The sequence below is a fragment of the Kitasatospora sp. NPDC017646 genome (assembly GCF_044329365.1).
GTDB lineage: Bacteria > Actinomycetota > Actinomycetes > Streptomycetales > Streptomycetaceae > Kitasatospora.
This window is the reverse complement of the sequence record NZ_JBIRJC010000010.1, coordinates 213,753-234,018: the sequence shown is the minus strand read 5'-3', so window position 1 is coordinate 234,018 and position 20,266 is coordinate 213,753. Positions and strand designations below refer to the sequence as shown.

Annotated in this window: 21 protein-coding genes; all 21 read left to right on the top strand. The window is 72.8% G+C overall.

Annotated elements, in window-relative coordinates:
- Positions 1-173 precede the first annotated feature (173 nt).
- Positions 174-1,685 carry a depupylase/deamidase Dop gene (dop, locus tag ACH4J0_RS18655; protein ID WP_396241328.1) on the top strand — a complete coding sequence of 504 codons (1,512 nt, stop codon included), beginning with the start codon at positions 174-176 and terminating at the stop codon, positions 1,683-1,685.
- 183 nt (positions 1,686-1,868) lie between these two features.
- Complete coding sequence (locus ACH4J0_RS18650; RefSeq protein ID WP_380648148.1) at positions 1,869-2,087, top strand: ubiquitin-like protein Pup; 219 nt, start codon at positions 1,869-1,871, stop codon at positions 2,085-2,087.
- A 161-nt stretch (positions 2,088-2,248) separates the two neighbouring features.
- Positions 2,249-3,091 carry a proteasome subunit beta gene (prcB, locus tag ACH4J0_RS18645; protein WP_396241326.1) on the top strand — a complete coding sequence of 281 codons (843 nt, stop codon included), beginning with the start codon at positions 2,249-2,251 and terminating at the stop codon, positions 3,089-3,091.
- Between the two features lie 30 nt (positions 3,092-3,121).
- Entirely contained in the window at positions 3,122-3,877 is a 756-nt protein-coding gene (gene prcA, locus ACH4J0_RS18640) for a proteasome subunit alpha (RefSeq protein ID WP_396241324.1), read from the top strand.
- A gap of 120 nt (positions 3,878-3,997) precedes the next feature.
- Positions 3,998-5,359 carry a Pup--protein ligase gene (pafA, locus tag ACH4J0_RS18635; RefSeq protein ID WP_396241322.1) on the top strand — a complete coding sequence of 454 codons (1,362 nt, stop codon included), beginning with the start codon at positions 3,998-4,000 and terminating at the stop codon, positions 5,357-5,359.
- A gap of 127 nt (positions 5,360-5,486) precedes the next feature.
- Positions 5,487-6,473 (top strand): FKBP-type peptidyl-prolyl cis-trans isomerase, encoded by a 987-nt coding sequence (locus ACH4J0_RS18630; protein ID WP_396241320.1) that lies wholly within the window; start codon positions 5,487-5,489, stop codon positions 6,471-6,473.
- A 203-nt stretch (positions 6,474-6,676) separates the two neighbouring features.
- Complete coding sequence (locus tag ACH4J0_RS18625) at positions 6,677-7,999, top strand: FKBP-type peptidyl-prolyl cis-trans isomerase (RefSeq protein WP_396241318.1); 1,323 nt, start codon at positions 6,677-6,679, stop codon at positions 7,997-7,999.
- A 163-nt stretch (positions 8,000-8,162) separates the two neighbouring features.
- Entirely contained in the window at positions 8,163-8,546 is a 384-nt protein-coding gene (locus tag ACH4J0_RS18620; RefSeq protein WP_396241316.1) for an FKBP-type peptidyl-prolyl cis-trans isomerase, read from the top strand.
- Between the two features lie 166 nt (positions 8,547-8,712).
- The gene (locus ACH4J0_RS18615; protein WP_396241314.1) at positions 8,713-9,693 is read left to right on the top strand and encodes a helix-turn-helix transcriptional regulator; all 981 of its coding nucleotides are present in this window, start codon (positions 8,713-8,715) and stop codon (positions 9,691-9,693) included.
- A complete protein-coding gene (locus ACH4J0_RS18610; protein ID WP_380417799.1) occupies positions 9,690-10,646 on the top strand; it encodes a YafY family protein in 957 nt (318 codons plus the stop codon). The genes ACH4J0_RS18615 and ACH4J0_RS18610 overlap by 4 nt, the downstream gene beginning before the upstream one ends.
- A 27-nt stretch (positions 10,647-10,673) precedes the next feature.
- Complete coding sequence (locus tag ACH4J0_RS18605) at positions 10,674-10,880, top strand: hypothetical protein (protein WP_396241312.1); 207 nt, start codon at positions 10,674-10,676, stop codon at positions 10,878-10,880.
- A gap of 29 nt (positions 10,881-10,909) precedes the next feature.
- Complete coding sequence (locus ACH4J0_RS18600; RefSeq protein ID WP_380417795.1) at positions 10,910-11,086, top strand: hypothetical protein; 177 nt, start codon at positions 10,910-10,912, stop codon at positions 11,084-11,086.
- 204 nt (positions 11,087-11,290) lie between these two features.
- Positions 11,291-11,578, top strand: coding sequence for a Sec-independent protein translocase subunit TatA (gene tatA, locus ACH4J0_RS18595; RefSeq protein WP_396241310.1), 288 nt, complete (start codon positions 11,291-11,293; stop codon positions 11,576-11,578).
- A 148-nt stretch (positions 11,579-11,726) separates the two neighbouring features.
- Positions 11,727-12,620: a twin-arginine translocase subunit TatC gene (gene tatC / locus ACH4J0_RS18590; protein WP_396241434.1), complete on the top strand. Its 894-nt coding sequence runs from the start codon at positions 11,727-11,729 to the stop codon at positions 12,618-12,620.
- A 122-nt stretch (positions 12,621-12,742) separates the two neighbouring features.
- Positions 12,743-13,915 (top strand): NAD(P)/FAD-dependent oxidoreductase, encoded by a 1,173-nt coding sequence (locus ACH4J0_RS18585; protein WP_396241432.1) that lies wholly within the window; start codon positions 12,743-12,745, stop codon positions 13,913-13,915.
- 66 nt (positions 13,916-13,981) lie between these two features.
- Positions 13,982-14,302, top strand: coding sequence for a (2Fe-2S)-binding protein (locus ACH4J0_RS18580; RefSeq protein WP_396241308.1), 321 nt, complete (start codon positions 13,982-13,984; stop codon positions 14,300-14,302).
- Positions 14,283-15,686: an NAD(P)/FAD-dependent oxidoreductase gene (locus ACH4J0_RS18575; protein WP_396241306.1), complete on the top strand. Its 1,404-nt coding sequence runs from the start codon at positions 14,283-14,285 to the stop codon at positions 15,684-15,686. Before ACH4J0_RS18580 ends, ACH4J0_RS18575 begins: the two co-directional genes overlap by 20 nt.
- 163 nt (positions 15,687-15,849) lie before the next feature.
- Positions 15,850-16,713, top strand: coding sequence for a dihydrodipicolinate synthase family protein (locus ACH4J0_RS18570; RefSeq protein ID WP_396241430.1), 864 nt, complete (start codon positions 15,850-15,852; stop codon positions 16,711-16,713).
- A gap of 70 nt (positions 16,714-16,783) precedes the next feature.
- On the top strand, positions 16,784-17,788 hold the full coding sequence (locus ACH4J0_RS18565) for a proline racemase family protein (protein WP_396241304.1): 1,005 nt from the start codon (positions 16,784-16,786) through the stop codon (positions 17,786-17,788).
- A gap of 38 nt (positions 17,789-17,826) precedes the next feature.
- On the top strand, positions 17,827-19,182 hold the full coding sequence (locus tag ACH4J0_RS18560) for an aldehyde dehydrogenase family protein (protein WP_396241302.1): 1,356 nt from the start codon (positions 17,827-17,829) through the stop codon (positions 19,180-19,182).
- Positions 19,182-20,210: a proline racemase family protein gene (locus tag ACH4J0_RS18555; RefSeq protein ID WP_396241300.1), complete on the top strand. Its 1,029-nt coding sequence runs from the start codon at positions 19,182-19,184 to the stop codon at positions 20,208-20,210. The genes ACH4J0_RS18560 and ACH4J0_RS18555 overlap by 1 nt, the downstream gene beginning before the upstream one ends.
- Positions 20,211-20,266 lie beyond the last annotated feature (56 nt).

Genomic DNA, 20,266 nt, shown 5'->3' with positions numbered 1-20,266 from the left:
CTGTGGCGCCTCGCGGCCCCGCAGCCGGACGGCGCGTCTCGGGGCCCGCCGGTCGGCGCCGGGTTCTAGGCTCGACCCACCGTCCGCGGGCAGACCGCCGGCGTCGGTGTTGTTCAGCGGTACGTCAGCGTGTTCCGCCCGTAGGGGGCGGGGCACCGGGCAAGGAGGGCCGCATGACCGTACGGCGCGTGATGGGCATCGAGACCGAGTACGGGATCTCCGTGCCCGGGCACCCCAACGCCAACGCCATGCTCACCTCGTCCCAGATCGTCAACGCCTACGCGGCGGCGATGCACCGGGCGCGGCGGGCCCGCTGGGACTTCGAGGAGGAGAACCCGCTGCGCGACGCGCGGGGCTTCGACCTCGCGCGGGAGGTGGCGGACGCGAGTCAGCTGACCGACGAGGACATCGGCCTCGCCAACGTCATTCTGACCAACGGGGCCCGGTTCTACGTGGACCACGCGCACCCCGAGTACAGCTCGCCCGAGGTGACCAACCCGCGCGACGCCGTCCTCTGGGACAAGGCCGGCGAGCGGATCATGGCGGCCGCCGCGCAGCGCGCGCTGGAACTGCCCAACGGGCAGAACATCCACCTGTACAAGAACAACACCGACAACAAGGGCGCCTCCTACGGCACCCACGAGAACTACCTGATGAAGCGGGCGACACCGTTCGCCGACATCGTCCGCCACCTCACCCCGTTCTTCGTCTCCCGCCAGGTGGTCACCGGCGCCGGCCGGGTCGGCATCGGCCAGGACGGCTCGGCGCACGGCTTCCAGATCAGCCAGCGCGCGGACTACTTCGAGGTCGAGGTCGGCCTGGAGACCACCCTCAAGCGGCCGATCATCAACACCCGGGACGAACCGCACGCCGACGCCGAGAAGTACCGCCGGCTGCACGTGATCATCGGGGACGCCAACCTCTCCGAGATCTCCACCTACCTCAAGCTGGGCACCACCTCGCTGGTCCTGTCGATGATCGAGGACTCCTTCATCGCCTCCGACCTCGCCGTCGACCAGCCGGTGCGCACCCTGCACCGGGTCTCCCACGACCCGACCCTCAAGCACCTGATCACCCTGCGCAACGGGCGCAAGCTCACCGCCGTCCAGCTCCAGCTGGAGTACTTCGAACTGGCCCGCAAGTACGTGGAGGACCGCTTCGGCACCGACGCCGACGACCAGACCGTGGACGTGCTCGCGCGCTGGGAGGACGTCCTCGGGCGGTTGGAGCGCGACCCCATGTCGCTCTCCAGGCAGCTGGACTGGATCGCCAAGCGGGAGATCCTGGAGGGCTACCGCAGCCGGGACGCCCTGGAGTGGGAGAACCCGCGGCTGCACCTGGTCGACCTCCAGTACAGCGACGTACGGGCCGAGAAGGGCCTCTACAACCGCCTGGTGGCCCGCGGCCGGTTCGAGCGGCTGCTGAGCGAGGAGGAGGTCGAGCGGGCCGTCACCAAGCCGCCGGAGGACACCAGGGCGTACTTCCGCGGCCGCTGCCTGGAGCAGTACGCGGAGCACGTCGCGGCGGCCTCCTGGGACTCGGTGATCTTCGACCTGCCGGGCCGGGACTCGTTGCAGCGGGTGCCCACACTGGAGCCGCTGCGCGGCACCCGGAACCACGTCAAGGAGCTGCTGGACCGCTGCCGCACGGCGGAGGACCTGTTGCGCGTGCTGGCCGGCGGGTAACTTTTCGATCACCACGGGTGAACGTCCGCCGAATGGGAATCATCCGGGGTGGCGGCGGGTGTTGGACAGGAAGCGCCACCGGCAAACCGGGAGCGGCAGTCGCACCTTGTGTATAGGGTCGGTGCCAACGGGCAACGACCGACCGACCAAACCGTGCCAGACGATTCGAGCGGGGTGAGGGAAATGGCGAGCAAGGACACCGGCGGCGGCCAGCAGCGGGCAAACCGCTCCTCCGAGGAGGTCGAGGAGCAGGTCGCGGAAACGCAGAATTCCGATGACCTCAAGGAGCGCCAGGAAAAGCTGGGCGACGACGTCGACGCGGTACTGGACGAAATCGACGAGGTCCTGGAGTCGAACGCGGAGGATTTCGTGCGCGGCTTTGTGCAAAAGGGTGGGCAATAGCCCGTCCCCGGTATTCGGGAATTCACGGTCGCGACCGTCCCGGGCGGTCGGGTGGCAACGTCCGCCCGGCCGCCCGGCACCGGCCCCTCCACGCGTGGACAGTGATCGTCGGCGGGTAGGGTGCGGGCATTGCGCGCTTCAAGCTACCTGGAAGGAATCGTGTGGAAGCCAACACTCGTGGCACCGGGCGTCTACCGGCTGCCTTCCTGACCCCGGGGTCCTCCTCGTTCCTCGACTTCCTCGCCGAGCACAAGCCGGACCTGGTTCCCGGCCGCATCGGGCTCCCCGAGGGATCGGTGGTGGAGGCCCCGCACGGGACCACGATCGTGGCCGCGGTCTTCGACGGCGGTGTGGTGATCGCCGGTGACCGCCGGGCGACCATGGGCAACGTCATCGCCCAGCGCGACATCGAGAAGGTGTTCCCGGCCGACGAGTACAGCGCGGTGGGCATCGCCGGCACCGCCGGCCTCGCGGTCGAGATGGTGCGGCTGTTCCAGCTGGAGCTGGAGCACTACGAGAAGATCGAGGGCACCACCCTCTCCCTGGAGGGCAAGGCCAACCGCCTCACCAGCATGATCAGGGGCAACCTGGGCATGGCGATGCAGGGCCTCGCGGTGGTGCCGGTCTTCGCCGGCTACGACCTCGACCAGGGCCGCGGCCGGATCTTCAACTACGACGTCACCGGCGGGCGCTCCGAGGAGCGGGGCTTCGCCGCCACCGGCTCGGGGTCGGTCTTCGCCCGCGGCTCGCTGAAGAAGCTCTACCGCGACGACCTGACGGCCGACCAGGCCGTCACCCTGGTCGTCCAGGCCCTCTACGACGCGGCGGACGACGACTCCGCCACCGGCGGCCCCGACCTGGCCCGCAAGATCTTCCCGATCGTCTCGCTGATCACCGAGGACGGCTTCCGCCGGCTTACCGACGCCGAGGTCGCCGAGACCGTGGTCGCCATCACCGACGAGCGCCTGACCCGGCCCAACGGCCCACAGGCCCCGCTGATCTAGCCACACCTCACAGGAAAGGGACGACCGCCGGTGTCGACACCGTTCTACGTCTCACCCCAGCAGGCCATGGCGGACCGCGCGGAGTACGCCCGCAAGGGCATCGCTCGCGGCCGCAGCGTGGTCGTGCTCACCTACGCCGACGGCATCGTCTTCGTCGCGGAGAACACCTCCAGGGCGCTCCACAAGGTCTCCGAGATCTACGACAAGATCGCCTTCGCGGCGGTCGGCCGCTACAACGAGTTCGAGAACCTGCGCATCGGCGGCGTCCGCTACGCCGACCTGCGCGGCTACTCCTACGACCGGGCCGACGTCACCGCCCGGGGCCTCGCCAACGTGTACGCCCAGACCCTGGGCACCGTCTTCTCCTCGGTCGGCGAGAAGCCGTACGAGGTCGAGCTGATCGTCGCCGAGGTCGGCCGGACCGCGGACAACGACCAGATCTACCGGCTGACCCCGGACGGCTCGGTCGTCGACGAGAAGAACTACGTGGTGGTCGGCGGCAACGCCGACTCGATCGGCAACTACCTGGGCCAGCGCCACCGCACGGGGATGAGCCTCACCGAGGCGGTGAAGGTCGCGGTGGACTCGCTCGCCCGCGACCCCAACGGCGGCAGCCCGCGCGCCCTCACCCCGGAACAGCTGGAGGTCGCGGTCCTCGACCGCCAGCGGTTCCAGCAGCGCAAGTTCAAGCGGATCCTGGGCAACCAGCTCGGTCGCCTGCTCGACGGCGACCAGTCCGCCGAGGCGGACGACGAGGACGACCCGGCGGACATCACGCCGGAGTAGCAGTGCCTGCGGAGTCCCGTACGGCGGCCGGACCGCCGGCGTACGGGACTCCGGTGCCCCTGCGGCGGCCCAGTCGTCGTGGAGGCGGTTTCGGACAGCTCCGACCAGATAGGAGTGCTCATGGACCGCCGGATTTTCGGGCTGGAGAACGAGTACGGCGTGACCTGTACGTTCCGCGGGCAGCGACGGCTGTCGCCGGACGAGGTCGCGCGGTACCTGTTCCGCCGGGTCGTCTCCTGGGGCCGCAGCAGCAACGTCTTCCTGCGCAACGGCGCCCGCCTCTACCTCGACGTCGGCTCCCACCCCGAGTACGCCACCCCCGAGTGCGACGACGTGGTGGAGCTGGTGACGCACGACAAGGCGGGCGAGCGCATCCTCGAAGGCCTCCTGGTGGACGCCGAGCGGCGGCTGCACGAGGAGGGCATCGCGGGGGACGTCTACCTCTTCAAGAACAACACCGACTCGGCCGGCAACTCCTACGGCTGCCACGAGAACTACCTGGTGGCCCGGCACGGCGAGTTCTCCCGGCTGGCCGACGTGCTGATCCCGTTCCTGGTGACCCGCCAGCTGATCTGCGGCGCGGGCAAGGTGCTCCAGACCCCGCGCGGCGCGGTGTACTGCGTCAGCCAGCGGGCCGAGCACATCTGGGAGGGCGTCAGCTCCGCCACCACCCGCTCGCGCCCGATCATCAACACCCGGGACGAGCCGCACGCGGACGCCGAGCGCTACCGCCGGCTGCACGTGATCGTCGGCGACTCCAACATGTCCGAGACCACCACCCTGCTCAAGGTCGGCGCCACCGACCTCGTGCTGCGGCTGATCGAGGCCGGTGTGGTGATGCGCGACCTCACCCTGGAGAACCCGATCCGGGCGATCCGCGAGGTCAGCCACGACCTCACCGGCACCCACCAGGTGCGTCTGGCCAACGGCCGGGAGGCCAGCGCGCTGGACATCCAGGAGGAGTACTACACCAAGGCCCTGGAGTTCGCCGACCGCAAGGGCATCAACACCGGCACCATCGCCCGCGTCCTCGACCTGTGGGGCCGCACCCTGGAGGCCGTGCGCAGTGAGCGGCTGGACGGGGTGGCCACCGAGATCGACTGGATCATGAAGTACAAGCTCATCGAGCGGTACCGCGAGAAGCACCAGATGACGATGTCCAACCCGCGGGTCGCCCAGATCGACCTCGCGTACCACGACATCCACCGTCGGCGGGGTCTGTTCTACCTGCTCCAGGGCAAGGGCCGCGCGGAGCGGGTGACCACCGACCTCAAGACCTTCGAGGCCAAGTCGATCCCGCCGCAGACCACCCGGGCCCGGCTGCGCGGGGACTTCATCCGCCGGGCGCAGGAGCAGCGCCGGGACTTCACGGTGGACTGGGTGCACCTGAAGCTGAACGACCAGGCGCAGCGCACGGTGCTGTGCAAGGACCCGTTCCGTTCGGTGGACGAGCGGGTGGAGAAACTGATCGCCGGCATGTGATCGTCCGGCCCGTCCGAGCGTCAGGCGTCGTCCGGCCCCGGTGGTGTCTACCGGGGCCGGACGCATGCCGGGCATACGCTGTCCGTCGAGTCAGGAGAGCCGACTTCGACCGACAGTTAGGACCACCGTGCGCCGCACCGCCGGTTTGCTTCTCACCCTGCCGCTGCTGCTCGCCGTGGCCTGCAGCAGTTCGCCCAAGGCGGCCGGACCGGCGACGCCGTCCACGGCGAGCGCCGCGCCGACGGTGCCCCCGCCGGTCACGGAGGCGTCCCCGATGCCCACTCTTTCGGGTGGCGGCTTCGGCAGCAAGGCCACCATCACCCTTCCCGAGGGCCAGCCCAGCGGCCAGTTCGTGGTGAACACGGTGACCGAGGGGGAGCGGTCGACGGTCAACAAGGGCGACTGGGTGACCGTCAACTACACGGCGAAGGACTGGACCACGGGCAAGGACCTGCCCAGCTCGTACGATGACAACGGCAAGCCGCAGCTCTACCAGGCCGGCAGCGGGCAGCTGGTGCCCGCGCTGGACCAGAGCGTGATCGACAAGAAGGTGGGCACCCGGCTGCTGGTGGTGGCGCCGCCGGCGGCGGCCTTCGGCGAGCAGGGCTCCACCCAGCTGGGCGTCAGCAAGGGCGACACCGTGGTGTTCGTGCTGGACATCGTGGAGAGCCTGCCGCCGGACTCCACGCTGACCGGGAACATGACCCAGGCCGCCGCGACGCTGCCCCAGGTGAAGGACAACGGCAAGGCGCCGGTCGGGATCACGATCCCGGCCGGGCAGGCCGCGCCCACCGACCTCCAGCAGGCGGTGCTGATCAAGGGCGAGGGCAAGCAGGTCAAGACCGGGCAGACCCTGGTGGTGCAGTACACCGGGGTGCTGTGGAGCAACGGGCAGCAGTTCGACTCCTCCTGGACGCACGGCGGCGCGCAGGCGGTGCAGATCGGCACCGGCAGCGTGATCGAGGGCTGGGACAAGGGGCTGGTCGGCCAGAACGTGGGCAGCCGGGTGCTGCTGGTGGTGCCGCCGGCGCTCGGGTACAAGGACCAGGCGCAGGGGTCGGTGCCGCCGAACTCCACGCTGGTCTTCGTGATCGACATTCTGGAAGCGGTCTAGGAAGTCACCGGGGGGATTCCGTACGCTTGGGCGGACGCTCGTACAACGAAGCGTCCGCCCTCATCATGAGCTGTCATACTGCCCTCGCACTGTGGCAGGCGCCGCCCGGCGCCGAGGTCCGGGCGGGCGGTACGGCGGCAGGCCGGCGCTCACCACGCCGGGCGCAGACCTGGAAGACCTCGTGGCGAGATGGATGGGGAGTCATGACTGAGAAGACGCCGAGCCCGGGCGGGGCCGGCACCGCGGCGAACGACAGCTCTGCGGGTGACCCGACCGCCTCCCGTCCCGGCGGCCCGGTCGCGGCGGACCGCGAGTCGATCGTCGTCCCCCCGGCGATCCTCGCGCAGCAGGCCGGCTGGGCGCAGCCCGGCGACAAGCCGCGGCCGGCGGGCGGGACCAAGACGGACGACGAGGACGCCCCGCAGATCTTCGCCAGCAGCGTGCGCAAGGCCGACACCTCGGAGGCCGGGTACGCCGAGAACCCTCCGGGCGTGGGCAAGCTGGGCGTGATCCTCGGCACCGTGCTGGCCCTGCTGCTGGTCGGCAGCGGCGTCACCCTGTACATGGTGAACAAGGACGACTCCAAGGACACCGCCGCGTCCGCCCAGCCGGACGCGACCAAGTCCGCGCCGCCCACACCGAGCGCCGAGCCGGTCCCGCCGATCAAGGACAGCGCCAAGGTGCTGCCGACGGTCACCGGTGACTTCGGCAAGAAGGCCGACATCCAGGTGCCGGGCGAGGCCTCCGACGGCTCCTTCGTGGTGAAGGTGCTGTCCGAGGGCAGCGGTCCCAAGGTGGACAAGAACAACTGGACCTCGGTGGACTACACCGCCAAGGACTGGAACACCGGCAAGGACATCCCGAGCTCGTACGACGACAAGGGCAAGCCGCAGATCTTCCAGGCGGGCACCGACGCGCTGATCCCCGCGCTGGACCAGGCCGTGATCGGGAAGAAGGCCGGCAGCCGGCTGCTGGTGGTGGCCCCGCCCGCCGCGGGCTTCGGCTCCCAGGGCAAGCCGGACATGTCGATCGGCGCCAAGGACAACCTGATCTTCGTGATCGACATCCGCAACACCAACGCGCCCGACGCCGTGGTGAGCGGTACCGTCACCCCGCCGCCAGCGGACTTCCCGCAGGTCAAGGACAACGGCAAGAAGCCGGCCGACATCACCCCGGTGGCCGGCGCCAAGGACCCGACCGAGCTGAAGACCCACGTCCTGATCAAGGGCACCGGGCCGGTGGTGGAGAAGGGCGAGAAGGTCGTCGTGCAGTACACCGGCGCGCTGGCCAAGGACGGCAAGGTCTTCGACTCCTCGCTCAGCAAGGGCCAGGCGTTCTCCTTCGCGGTCGGCGGCGGCCAGGTCATCCAGGGCTGGGACCAGGGGCTGGCGGGCCAGACCGTCGGCAGCCGGGTCGAGCTGGTGATCCCGGCCTCGCTGGGCTACGGGGACAAGGGCCAGGGCGACATCCCGCCCGCCGCGACCCTGGTCTTCGTGGTGGACATCCTGGACGCCGGTCAGGGCTGATCCACTTTCGGGTGACAATAGAAGGCGTGTGACCTCGGGGGTCGGCCGCGTGGCCGCACCCCCACGGGTGGCGGGCGCCCGTACCGTGGTCCGGGAACGGACCGTGGTGCGGGCGCCCGCCACTTGGTCGTGTAGGGAATTTGCGAACGTGAGAAGAGGGACCATGGCTGTGAACCTCAACGAGAAGCCCGAGATCGACTTCCCGATCGGCGATGCTCCGACGGAGCTGAAGATCCGGGACATCGTCGTCGGCGACGGCGAGGAGGCCAAGGCGGGCCAGACCGTCAGCGTCCGCTACGTCGGCGTGACCTTCGAGACGGGCGAGGAGTTCGACGCGAGCTGGAACCGGGGCACCGCTCCGTTCCAGTTCCCGCTGGGCAAGGGCCGCGTCATCAAGGGCTGGGACCAGGGCGTCGCGGGCATGAAGGTCGGCGGCCGTCGTGAGCTGACCATCCCGTCGCACCTGGCGTACGGCGCCCAGTCGCCGACTCCGGCGATCCCGCCGCACTCGACCCTGATCTTCGTAGTCGACCTGCTGGCCGTCTGAGCCCGCTGGAAGCGGTGCCCCGAACCCCGTGCGGGGCTCGGGGCACCGGCGTTTCCGGACGCGGCTTTTGCAGTGCGTACCGCTACCGGTACGGTCGGTCCCGCCGGGTGGGGATCGCCCGGTTGGCGCACCCCGCGCGCGGCGCGGCACACCGGAAGGGTCACCGATGGCGATCGCCAAGGCAGAGCGGCTGATGAATCTCGCCCTGTGCCTGATGAACACCAGACGCCCGCTCTCCAAGAAGGAGCTGCGGGAATCCATCGAGGCGTACCGCGAAGCCTGGCAGAACAGCAGCGAGGACGCCTTCAACCGGATGTTCGAGCGGGACAAGGACGACCTGCGCGAACTCGGCCTGGTGATCGACGTCGACGAGAGCGCGCTGGACGGCGAGCTCGGCTACCTCGCCCGCCCCGACCGCAACCGGCTGCCGGAGATCGCGCTGGACGCCGAGGAGGCCGCCGCGCTCACCCTGGCCGCGCGGGTCTGGCAGCAGGCCAAGATGTCCGGCGCGGCCAGCGGCGCGCTGCAGAAGCTGCGCGCGGCCGGGGTGCCGTTCGGCGAGGCCGAGGGCCGCACCGCCCTGGAGCCGCGCATCCCCGCCCGGGAGGCCGCGTTCGAGCCGCTGCTCACCGCCGCCCGGGACCGCCGTCCGGTCACCTTCGAGTACCGCAAGGCCGGGGCCGCCGCCGTCGAGCAGCGCAGCGTCGAGCCGTGGGCGCTGGAGTGCTGGCGCGGGCACTGGTACCTGGCCGGGTACGACCGGGACCGCGGCGACGCCCGGGTGTTCCGGCTCAGCAGGATCACCGGCAAGGTGAAGGCCAAGGGCGGCGCCTTCCTCGGCACGGTGCCCGAGCACGTGGACGTCCGGGCCACCGTGGCCAAGTTCGCCGGCGAGGGCGCCACCGCCACCGCGACCGTCCGGGTCCGCCGGGGTGCGGGCTTCCCGCTGCGCACCAAGGCGCTGAACAACACCCGGGTCGACGAGGGCTGGGACGAGCTGGAGATCCCGTACGGCAACGGGCTGGGCGCGGACCTCGCCGAGTTCGGGCCGGACGTGCTGGTGCTCGGGCCGGAGGAGCTGCGGGCGGATGTGGTCGACCGGCTGCGGGCGGTCGCGGGGCTGGACTCGGAGGACGTACGGGCATGAGCAACGCCATTGACCAGACGCGACGGATGCTGTCGCTGGTCACCTACCTGCGCGAGCGGCCGGGGGCCGAGGTCGCCGAGGTGGCCCGGGCGTTCGGGATCAGCGAGCGGGAGCTGATCGGGGACCTCAACGTGCTGCCGATGTGCGGCACCAGTTTCCGCGGCGGCGACCTGCTCGACATCGACACCGACGGCGAGCGGATCTGGTGGCACAACGTCGACGACGTGGCCCAGCCGCTGCGGCTGGCGGCCGACGAGGCGACCGCGCTGCTGGTGGCCGCCCGCGCGGTGGCGGGGCTGCCCGGCCTGCGGGCCGGTGACCGGGAGGCGCTCACCCGGGCCGTCGCCAAGATCGAGAACGCCGCCGGGGAGAGCGCCGAGGGCAGCGCCCGGGTCGGCGTGACCTTCGAGGCGGAGAGCCACGTCTTCGCCGACATCGACCGCGCGCTCAGCGAGGGCCGCCGGGTCTGGCTGCGCTACTACTCGCACGGGCGCGGCGGGATGACCGAGCGCGAGGTCGACCCGATCCGGCTGCTCACCGAGGGCCACACCTACCTCGAGGCCTGGTGCCGCACCTCGGAGGACCACCGGATGTTCCGGCTGGACCGGGTCGCCGAGATCCGCGTCCTGGACGTCCCGGCCGACCCGCCCCGGCGCGAGCCGCGCGACCTCAGCGGCGGGCTGGTCAACCCGGCGGCGGACGACCCCGAGGTGGTGGTGGAGGTCTCCTCCGGCGGCCGCTGGGTCGCCGAGTACTACACCCACGACCGGGCCGAGGAACTGCCCGACGGCGGGCTGCGGATCACCCTGCGCAGCGCCGACCCGTCCCAGCTGCGCCCGCTGGCGCTGCGGCTGGGCCGGGACGGCCGGATCGTCTCGCCGCCCGAGCTGGCCGAGCAGGCGCGCTCGGCCGCGCGGGAGGCGCTGGCCGCCTACGGGGAGGGGCAGGTCTGAGCGGTGGAGCCCGGGACGAGATTCAAGGTGTACTGCTCCCAGTGCCGTGAGAAGGTCGAGCTGCCGGCCGAGGCGTTCCGGCTGACGCTCGGCCGGACCCCGGCGCAGGCGCACTACAGCTTCGGCTGCCCGCTCTGCGGGGCGGCGGTGCGCAAGGCGGCCGGGGAGAGGATCGTCGAGGCGCTCACCGCGGCGGGGGTGCGCACCATGAGGCTCGTCCCGGCGGAGGGATAGCGTGCCCGCCTCCCGTATAGGGTGGGCGCATGTCCTGGATGCTCGTCGCCGCCGTCCTGCTCGCCACCGCGGGCCTGCTGGTCCTCGGGGTCCTCGCGATCCGGCTCTGGCTGGACGTGCGGGCGCTGGCCAAGGGCGTGGACGCGGCCTCGCGGGCGCTGGCCGAGGCGGCGGGGGAGCTGGCCTCGGCGGTCCCGGCCCCGTAGGGTCCGGCTGTTAGCACACCTGGGGCACCGGGCGGTACGGGGCTGCTGCGCGGAGGTAGGGGCGGGTTACGCTCTCAGGTGGCTCCTGAACTGCGAACCGGGGCCGCTGTCCTGTTCGGGCGGCCGTCGTCGGGGCGTCATCCGCAGCGGTTACCATCCGCGGCGGGCGGCCTGCCGGGCCGCGGTGAGTGAAGGTGGTCGCGCGTGCGCATCTCGATGACCGGGATCGTGGTGATCGTGGTTCTCGCCATCGTGCTGTTCGGTGCCAAGAGGCTGCCCGAGCTGGCGCGTTCGCTGGGACAGTCGATGCGGATCCTGAAGAGCGAGGCCAAGGCGATGCGCTCGGACGGGAAGACGGGCGGGAGCGTGCCGTCGGCGGCGCCGCCGGTCGACGGTCCGGCACGGCCGTCGGGGAAGACCATCCAGGCGGCCCCTGGAGCGTCGGCCACGGCCCGTCCGGTGGCCGGGTCCGACGGCGACCGGCCGCACTGAGCGCGGCGCACGTGACGTACGTGACCTACGCGGCGCACCAGACCACGGAGGCCCGTCGACCGGCGGGCCTCGACGCACGAGTTGAGGACCGGGGTTGAGCAAGCTCTCCAAGGCGTCGCAGAAGGCGCCCAAGGATCCTGAGGGGCGGATGGCCCTAGCCGACCACCTGCGGGAACTGCGCAACCGCGTGGTCAAGTCGGTCCTGGCGATCATGGTGTTCGCGATCGTCGCGGCGGTCTACCACAAGCAGATCGAGCAGTTCCTGCTCCAGCCGCTGCCGCAGTGCGACAAGCAGAACCCGGGCAACGTCCACGAGCGCTGCGCCCAGGTGTCCAACATCGGCCTCACCGCCGGTTTCAACTGGATGCTGAAGGTCGTGCTGACCGCGGGCGTGGTCGCGGCCGTACCGATCTGGCTGTACCAGGTGTGGGCGTTCGTGGCGCCCGGGCTGCACAAGCACGAGAAGAAGTACGCGATCGTCTTCATGGCCTGCGGCGCCCCGCTGTTCCTGGCGGGTGTGGCCTGCGCCATCTGGGTCATGCCGACCATGGTCAAGATGCTGATCTCGTTCACCCCGAGCGACACGACGCCGATCCTGCCGCCCGAGGACTACTTCGACATCGCCACCCGGATGGTGCTGGTCTTCGGCTTCGCCTTCGAGTTCCCGTTGCTGCTGGTGATGCTCAACCTGGTCGGCATCGTGACCGGCAAGCGGCTGCTCGGCTGGTGGCGCGGGATGGTCATGGGCATCACCGTGTTCACGGCGTTCGCGACCCCGGGCGCCGACCCGGTCAGCATGCTGCTGCTGGCGATGCCGATCTGGGCGCTGTACTTCGCCGCGGTGGCCGTCGCGCTGCTCAACGACCGGCGCAAGCGGCGCAACAACCCGGACGCGGACCTGGACGACGAGGAGGCCTCGAACGTCGACCTCACCGTCCAGGCCGTCGACGGCGCGGAGGCGGTGAGCGCCTCGGCGGCGCCGACGGCCGGCCCCGCGCCGGTGCCGGCCGCGCGCCACGAGCAGATGGACGACATCACGTGAGCCGGTAGCCGCTCCCGGGGCCCCGGCCCGCCGCCTCCCCGCGGCGGGCCGGGGCCTCTCGCCGTCCTCCGGCTTTACGTGCTCTTGGCAGGGCCCATGGCATGTGACATATTACTGGTGTGCTGAAGACCTGGACACCTCCCCTGGACGTCGTCGTGGTCGGCGCCGGAGTCGTCGGCGCCGCCTGTGCCTACTACGCGGCCCGCGCCGGGCTCGCCGTCGCCGTGGTCGACCGGGGGCCGGTCGCCGGAGGCACCACCGGCGCGGGCGAGGGCAACCTGCTGGTCTCCGACAAGGAGCCCGGACCCGAGCTCGACCTCGCCCTGCTCAGCCTCCGGCTCTGGCGCGAACTCGCCGAGCGGCTCGGCCCGGCCGTCGAGTACGAGCCCAAGGGCGGCGTGGTGGTCGCCTCGACGGCCGCCGGGCAGCAGGCGCTGCGGGACTTCGCCGCCGGGCAGACGGCGGTCGGCGTGACTGCCGAGGAGGTCCCGGCCGAGCGGCTGCACGAACTGGAGCCCCACCTCGCCCCCGGGCTGGCCGGTGGCTACCACTACCCGCAGGACGCCCAGGTGCAGCCCGCGCTCGCCGCCGCCCACCTGCTGCGCGAGGCCCGCCGGATGGGCGCCGAACTCACCACCGGGGAGAGCGTGACGGCCGTGGAACGGGGGCCGGACGGCGCGGTGCGCGGCGTCCGCACCGACCGGCGCAGGCTGGACGCCCCCGCCGTGGTGAACGCCACCGGCGCCTGGGGCGCCGAACTGGCCGCGCTGGCCGGGGTGCACCTGCCGGTGCTGCCCCGGCGCGGCTTCGTCCTGGTCACCGAACCGCTGCCCAGGGTCGTCCGGCACAAGGTCTACTCCGCCGACTACGTGGCCGACGTGGCCAGCGGCTCGGCCGGGCTGCAGACCTCCTCCGTGATCGAGGGCACCCCCGGCGGGCCGGTGCTGATCGGCGCCAGCCGGGAGCGGGTCGGCTTCGACCGGACCATCTCCCACGAGGCGATCGGCCGGCTGGCCGCCGAGGCGGCGGCGCTGTTCCCGGTGCTCGCGCGGGCCGCCGTGATGCGCACCTACCGGGGGTTCCGCCCCTACCTGCCGGACCACCTGCCCGCCATCGGGGAGGACCCCCGGGTGCCGGGGCTGTACCACGCCTGCGGGCACGAGGGCGCCGGGATCGGGCTGGCGCCCGCCACCGGACTGCTGATCAGCGAGCAGCTGACCGGGAAGCGGCCGGAGCTGGACCTCGCGCCGTTCCGGGCCGACCGGTTCCCGGCGGACCCGGTTGCGGCGGGGTGATCAGGTGCCGCATTCCTCGGACGTTCCTTCCGGATTGGAGAAGCCGGTGATGGATTGGAGAAGCCGGTGACGCGTCGCCGCACCCCTGCCGCCCTGGTCGAGGCCGAACCCGGGCCCGGCCACCACATCGAGTTCGACGGGCGGCCCGTCCGCGCCCTGCCCGGGCAGTCGATCGCCGCCGCGCTCTGGGCCGACGGGATCCTCGCCTGGCGCACCACCCGGATCGGCGGGCGGCCGCGCGGGGCGTTCTGCGGGATCGGCGCCTGCTTCGACTGCCTGGCCACCGTGAACGGGCGGGCCAACCAACGCCTGTGCCTGCTGCCCGCCGAACCGGGCACCGTCGTCACCACCCAGGAGGGACACGGCCGTGCCGACCTCGCCGTCTGAGCTCTTCGACCTCGCGGTGGTGGGCGCCGGGCCGGCCGGGCTCGCCGCCGCCGTCACCGCCGCCGACCTCGGGCTGCGCTGCGTCCTGCTGGACGGCGCGGACCGGACCGGCGGGCAGTACTACCGCCACCCCGCGCCCGGACTCGGCGCGGCCCGTCCGGACCGACTGCACCACGGCTGGCCGGCGTACACCGGGCTGGCCGCGCGGCTCGCGGCGCACCGGCGGGCGGTCTTTCGCGGCGGCCACCAGGTGTGGGCGCTCGAACGGAGCGCGGACGGCTTCGCGGTGCACGTCACGCTCGGGCCGGAGGCCGCCGACCGGACCACCGTCCGGGCCCGGACGGTGCTGCTCGCCACCGGGGCGTACGAGCGGCAGCTGCCGTTCCCCGGCTGGGCCCTGCCCGGGGTGGTCACCGCGGGCGGCGCCCAGGCGATGCTGAAGGCCGGGCTGGTGCTGCCCGGGCGGCGGATCGTGGTGGCCGGCAGCGGGCCGCTGCTGCTCGCGGCCGCCTCCTCGCTGGTGAGCGCCGGGGCCGAGGTCCCGGCGGTGGTCGAGGCGAGCGGGTACCTCGGGTACGCCCGGCGACCCGGCGTGCTGGCGGCCGTCCCCGCGAAGCTGGTCGAGGGCGCCGGGCACGGGAGCGCGCTGCTGCGGCACGGCGTACGGCTGCGGCCGCGCAGCGCGGTCGTCGAGGCGCACGGGGACGAGCGGGTCACCGGGGTCACCGTGGCCCGGCTGGACGCCGACTGGCGGCCGCTGCCCGGCACCGAGCGGCGGATCGACTGCGACGCGCTCGCCGTCGGCCACGGGCTGCTGCCGCAGATCGACCTGGCCACCGAACTCGGCGCGGACACTCGGACCGGGCCGGACGGCGCGGTCGCGCTGCGGGTCGACGCCCGGCTGCGGACCACCGTCCCCGGCCTGTGGTCGGCGGGGGAGACCAACGGCGTGGGCGGCGCGGACCTCGCGCTGGCCGAGGGGGAGCTGGCCGCGCACGCGGTCGCCGGAGCGCTTCCGGGGCGAGCGCTGCTGCGCCGCCGGGCGCGGTTGCGGGCCTTCGCCGAGCTGATGGCGGCGGCCCACCGGCCGGGGGCCGGCTGGACCGGGTGGCTGCGGCCGGACACCGATGTGTGCCGGTGCGAGGAGGTGCCGGTCGCGCGGATCCGGGAGGCCGTGGAGGAGCTGGGCGCGGGGGACCCCCGGACCGTCAAGCTGCTCACCCGCGCCGGTATGGGCTGGTGCCAGGGGCGGATGTGCGGTCCGGCCGTGGCCTGCCTGTCCGGGGCCACGGGGGCCGGGCCGGACCGGCGGCCGCTGGCCTGCCCGGTGCCGCTCTCGCAACTGGCGGCGGGAGCGCGGCCGGCGGCGGGCGCGTCGGAGTAGTCCGGGCCGGGGGCTTCCGGCCCGGCCGGATCCGGTCCCTCGGAACGCGCGGGGCGGGGGCTCTTGTCTCCGGCCTGTACCTGTTTATAAAATGTCACACCTCACCAAGGAGTCGAACGTGTCCATCACCCCACACGACACCACCCGCCCCTGGCGCGGCATCATGGTCGCCACCACGATCCCGCTGCGCCCGGACCTCTCCGTCGACTACGACGCGTACGCCGAGCACGTCCGCTGGCTGATCGAGTCCGGCTGCCACGGCGTCGTCCCCAACGGCTCGCTGGGCGAGTACCAGACGCTCACCGCCGAGGAGCGCGCCCGGGTCGTCGAGGTGGCGGTCGAGGCGGCCGGCGACGGCTCCCGGGTCATGCCCGGGGTCGCCGCGTACGGCAGCGCCGAATCCCGCCGCTGGGCCGAGCAGGCCGCCGAGGCCGGCGCCGGCTCCGTCCTGCTGCTGCCGCCCAACGCCTACCGGGCCGACCACGCCTCGGTGCGGGCGCACTACGCGGAGGTCGCCCGGGCGGGCCTGCCGGTCGTCGCGTACAACAACCCGATCGACACCAAGGTCGACCTGGTGCCCGCGCTGCTCGCCCAACTGCACGGTGACGGCTCGATCGTGGCAGTCAAGGAGTTCAGCGGGGACGTCCGCAGGGCGTACGAGCTCGCCGAGCTGGCGCCCGGGTTGGACCTGCTGATCGGCGCCGACGACGTGCTGCTGGAACTGGCGCTGGCCGGCGCGGTCGGCTGGGTCGCCGGGTACCCGAACGCGCTGCCGGAGGCCTCCGTGGCCCTCTACGACGCGGCCGTCGGGCACGATCTGGAGACCGCCCTGCCGCTCTACAAGTCGCTGCACTCGCTGCTGCGCTGGGATTCCAAGACCGAGTTCGTCCAGGCCATCAAGCTCTCCATGGACATCGTCGGACGCCCCGGCGGACCGGTCCGGGCGCCCCGGCAGCCGCTGGAGCCGGAGATCGAGGCGGCGGTGCGCGCGGCCACCGAGAAGGCGCTGGCCGAGGGCCTCGCGTAGTTCTCCGCATCAGGCCGGCTGTGCGGGCAGCCGGCCCCCATCGACCGCTTACACAGAGGAGTTGTGAGGGATGCGCAGCCGTCACGTGTTCCACGCCGTCGACTCGCACACCGAGGGCATGCCGACCCGGGTGATCACCGGGGGCTTCGGCGTCATCCCCGGCGCCACCATGGCCGAGCGCCGGGTGCACTTCCAGCAGCACCTGGACCACTTCCGCACCCTGCTGATGTACGAGCCGCGCGGGCACGCCGCGATGAGCGGTGCCGTCCTGCAGCCGTCCACCCGGCCGGACGCCGACTTCGGCGTGCTCTACATCGAGGTGTCCGGGCTGCTGCCGATGTGTGGGCACGGCACCATCGGCGTCGCCACCGTGCTGGTCGAGACCGGGATGGTGCCGGTGGTCGAGCCGGTGACGACCGTACGGCTGGACACCCCCGCCGGGCTGGTCGTCGCCGAGGTGCGGGTCGAGGACGGCGCCGCCAAGGCGGTGACCATCCGCAACGTCGCCTCCTACGCGGTCGCGCTGGACCGCAAGATCGAGGTGCCCGGCTACGGCACGGTCGGCTACGACCTCGCGTACGGCGGCAACTTCTACGCCATCCTGCCGCTCGCCGAACTCGGGCTGCCGTTCGAGCGCGAGCGCAAGCAGGACATCCTGGACGCCGGCCTCGCCCTGATGGCCGCCGTCAACGCGGGCCCCGACCGGCCGGTGCACCCGGAGGACCCGTCCATCCACGGCTGCCACCACGTCCAGCTGCTCGCCCCCGGCTCCACCGCCGAACACTCCCGGCACGCGATGGCCATCCACCCGGGCTGGTTCGACCGCTCGCCCTGCGGCACCGGCACCTCGGCGCGGATGGCGCAGCTGCACGCGCGCGGCGAACTGCCGCTCGGGCGGGACTTCCGCAACGACTCCTTCATCGGCACGACCTTCACCGGGAGGCTGGTCGAGGAGACCGAGGTGGCCGGGCGCCCCGCCGTGGTGCCCACCGTCACCGGGCGGGCGTGGGTCACCGGCACCGCTCAGTACTTCCTCGACCCGGACGACCCGTTCCCGGCGGGCTTCCTGCTCTGACGCTTTGACTTCGAACGTGCTCTGAAGGGCTGGTAGTTGTGACCATCACCTCGTACAACCCCGCCGACCCGGCCGACCTCGTGGTCGCCGTCGAGGCGCCCGGCGCCGAGGCCGTGCGGGCCGCCGTCGGACGGGCCCGGGTCGCGCAGGGCGGCTGGCTCGCGGCCGGGGCGGGCGCCCGCTCGACGGCGCTCGGCCGGATCGCCGAGGCGGTCGAGGCGCACGCGGAGGAGCTGGCCGCGCTGATCGTGCGCGAGGTCGGCAAGCCGCTCGCCGAGGCACGGGGGGAGGTCGGCCGGACGGCGGCGATCTGGCGCTACTACGCCCAGGCGCCGTACGAGCCGTCCGGGGCGGTGCACGAGACCGCCGCCGGGCCCGGGCTGCTGCTCACCCGGCGTCGGCCGTACGGGGTGGCCGGGCTGATCGCGCCGTGGAACTTCCCGCTGGCGATTCCGAGCTGGAAGGCCGCTCCGGCGCTGGCTGTCGGGAACACGGCGGTGCTCAAGCCCGCGCCGGAGGCGACGGCGTGCGCGCTGCGGCTGGCCGAACTGGCCTCGCTGCCCGCGGACGTGTTCACGGTGGTGCCCGGTGGCGCGGAGGAGGGCGCGGCGCTGGTCGACGCGGCGGACGTGGTGTCCTTCACCGGCTCGACCGGGGTCGGCCGGGCCGTGGTGCGGGCCGCCACCGGGCGCGGGGTGCCGGTGCAGGCCGAACTCGGCGGGCTGAACGCCGCGTTGGTGCTGCCGGACGCGGACGTGGAGCTGGCCGCCGGGCACATCGCGGCCGCCATCGCCGGGTACGCCGGGCAGAAGTGCACCGCCACCAGCCGGGTGATCGCGGTGGGTGCCGCGTACCAGCCGCTGCGCGAGGCCCTGGTCAAGGCCCTCGCGGCGGTGGACGATTCGGTGTGCGGGCCGGTGGTCAGCGCCGCCGCGCGGGAGCGGATGGTGGGGGCGGTCTCCTCGGCCGTCGAGGCCGGGGCGAGCGTGCTGGTCGGCGGGCGGGTGCCCGAGCGGGCCGGCTGGTACGTCGAGCCGACCCTGCTCGCCGAAGTGCCCGCCCGGCACCCGCTGGCACGCGAGGAGTTCTTCGGCCCGGTCGCGGTGCTGCACGCGGCGGCCGACCTGGACGAGGCCATCGCGCTCGCCAACGACACCCCGCACAGCCTCGCGACCTCGGTGCACACCCGCAGCCTGGACGCGGCCCTGGCCGCCGCCGACCGGCTGGACGCGGGCATGATCCGGGTCAACGCCCCGTCCAGCGGCGTCGACTTCCACCTGCCCTTCGGCGGGACCAAGGGCGCGAGCCACGGTGAGCGCGAACAGGGCCGGGCGGCGCTGGAGTTCTACACCGTCAGCCGGACGGTCAGCGTGCTGCCGGGCGGGGAGCTGTGATGCGGGTCGGTACGGTCGACTACCACACGGCCGGCGAGCCGTTCCGGATCGTGCTGGACGGGGTGCCCCCGATCCCCGGCGACAGCGTCGCCGAACGGCGGGCCATCGCGATCGGCGCGGGCGGCAGCGCCACCGCGCCCCGGCCGAGCGCCCTGGACCGGGTCCGGCAGCTGCTCGTCCGGGAGCCGCGCGGGCACGCCGGGATGTACGGCGGGTTCCTGGTGCCGCCGGACGACGACGAGGCGCACCTGGGCGTGCTGTTCTGGCACAAGGACGGCTACTCGACCGCCTGCGGGCACGGCACCATCGCGCTCGGCGCCTGGGCCGTCGACTCCGGACTGGTCCCGGCCCCCGCGGACGGCGTGGCGCGGGTGCGGATCGACGTGCCCTCGGGGCGGGTCACCGCCCTGGTGCACCGGGCGGGCGGGCGCACCACCGGGGTCACCTTCCGCAACGTGCCGAGCCGGGTCAGCGCCCTGAAGCTGCCGCTGACCACCTCGCGCGGGGTGGCCGAAGTCGCCGTGGCCCACGCCGGGGCGTGCTACGTCTCGGTGCCGGCGGCGTCGCTGGGCCTGACGGTGAGGCCGGAGCTGCTCCCCGAACTCACCGCTGTGGGGCGGGAGATCAGGGAGCTGCTGGCCGGGTCGGAGGCGGTCTCGCACCCGACGGACCCGCGGCTGTCGGGAGTGTACGGCGTCGTGCTGTACGAGGAACTCCCCTCGGAGGGCACGGCGTTGGTCCAGCGGAACGTCACCGTCTTCGGGGACGGGCAGATCGACCGCTCGCCCTGCGGCTCCGGGACCTCCGCCCGCCTCGCGGTGCTCGTCGCCGAGGGGAGGCTCGCGCCGGGGGAGGAACTGCTGCACGAGTCGATCATCGGCACGGTGTTCACCGGACGGGCGGTGGCCGGGGGCGACCCGCTGGGGGAGGGGATCGTCACCGAGGTGGGCGGGGTGGCGTTCCGGACCGGCGAGCACGGGTTCCTGCTGGAACCGGGGGACTCCCTCGGGACGGGGTTCCTCCTGTGAGCAGTGCTGGGTTGCCGGGTGCCGGGTTGCCGGGGGCTGCGCCGCCCGGTGCCGGA

What these genes read in the sequence shown, in the direction of transcription:
- dop (WP_396241328.1), top strand. Translation starts at nt 174, where the DNA reads ATGACCGTACGGCGCGTGATGGGCATCGAGACCGAGTACGGGATCTCC.
- ACH4J0_RS18615 (WP_396241314.1), top strand. Translation starts at nt 8,713, where the DNA reads ATGGCGATCGCCAAGGCAGAGCGGCTGATGAATCTCGCCCTGTGCCTG.
- ACH4J0_RS18565 (WP_396241304.1), top strand. Translation starts at nt 16,784, where the DNA reads ATGCGCAGCCGTCACGTGTTCCACGCCGTCGACTCGCACACCGAGGGC.
- ACH4J0_RS18610 (WP_380417799.1), top strand. Translation starts at nt 9,690, where the DNA reads ATGAGCAACGCCATTGACCAGACGCGACGGATGCTGTCGCTGGTCACC.
- ACH4J0_RS18625 (WP_396241318.1), top strand. Translation starts at nt 6,677, where the DNA reads ATGACTGAGAAGACGCCGAGCCCGGGCGGGGCCGGCACCGCGGCGAAC.
- ACH4J0_RS18555 (WP_396241300.1), top strand. Translation starts at nt 19,182, where the DNA reads ATGCGGGTCGGTACGGTCGACTACCACACGGCCGGCGAGCCGTTCCGG.
- ACH4J0_RS18570 (WP_396241430.1), top strand. Translation starts at nt 15,850, where the DNA reads ATGGTCGCCACCACGATCCCGCTGCGCCCGGACCTCTCCGTCGACTAC.
- ACH4J0_RS18620 (WP_396241316.1), top strand. Translation starts at nt 8,163, where the DNA reads ATGGCTGTGAACCTCAACGAGAAGCCCGAGATCGACTTCCCGATCGGC.
- tatC (WP_396241434.1), top strand. Translation starts at nt 11,727, where the DNA reads ATGGCCCTAGCCGACCACCTGCGGGAACTGCGCAACCGCGTGGTCAAG.
- ACH4J0_RS18600 (WP_380417795.1), top strand. Translation starts at nt 10,910, where the DNA reads ATGTCCTGGATGCTCGTCGCCGCCGTCCTGCTCGCCACCGCGGGCCTG.
- ACH4J0_RS18650 (WP_380648148.1), top strand. Translation starts at nt 1,869, where the DNA reads ATGGCGAGCAAGGACACCGGCGGCGGCCAGCAGCGGGCAAACCGCTCC.
- pafA (WP_396241322.1), top strand. Translation starts at nt 3,998, where the DNA reads ATGGACCGCCGGATTTTCGGGCTGGAGAACGAGTACGGCGTGACCTGT.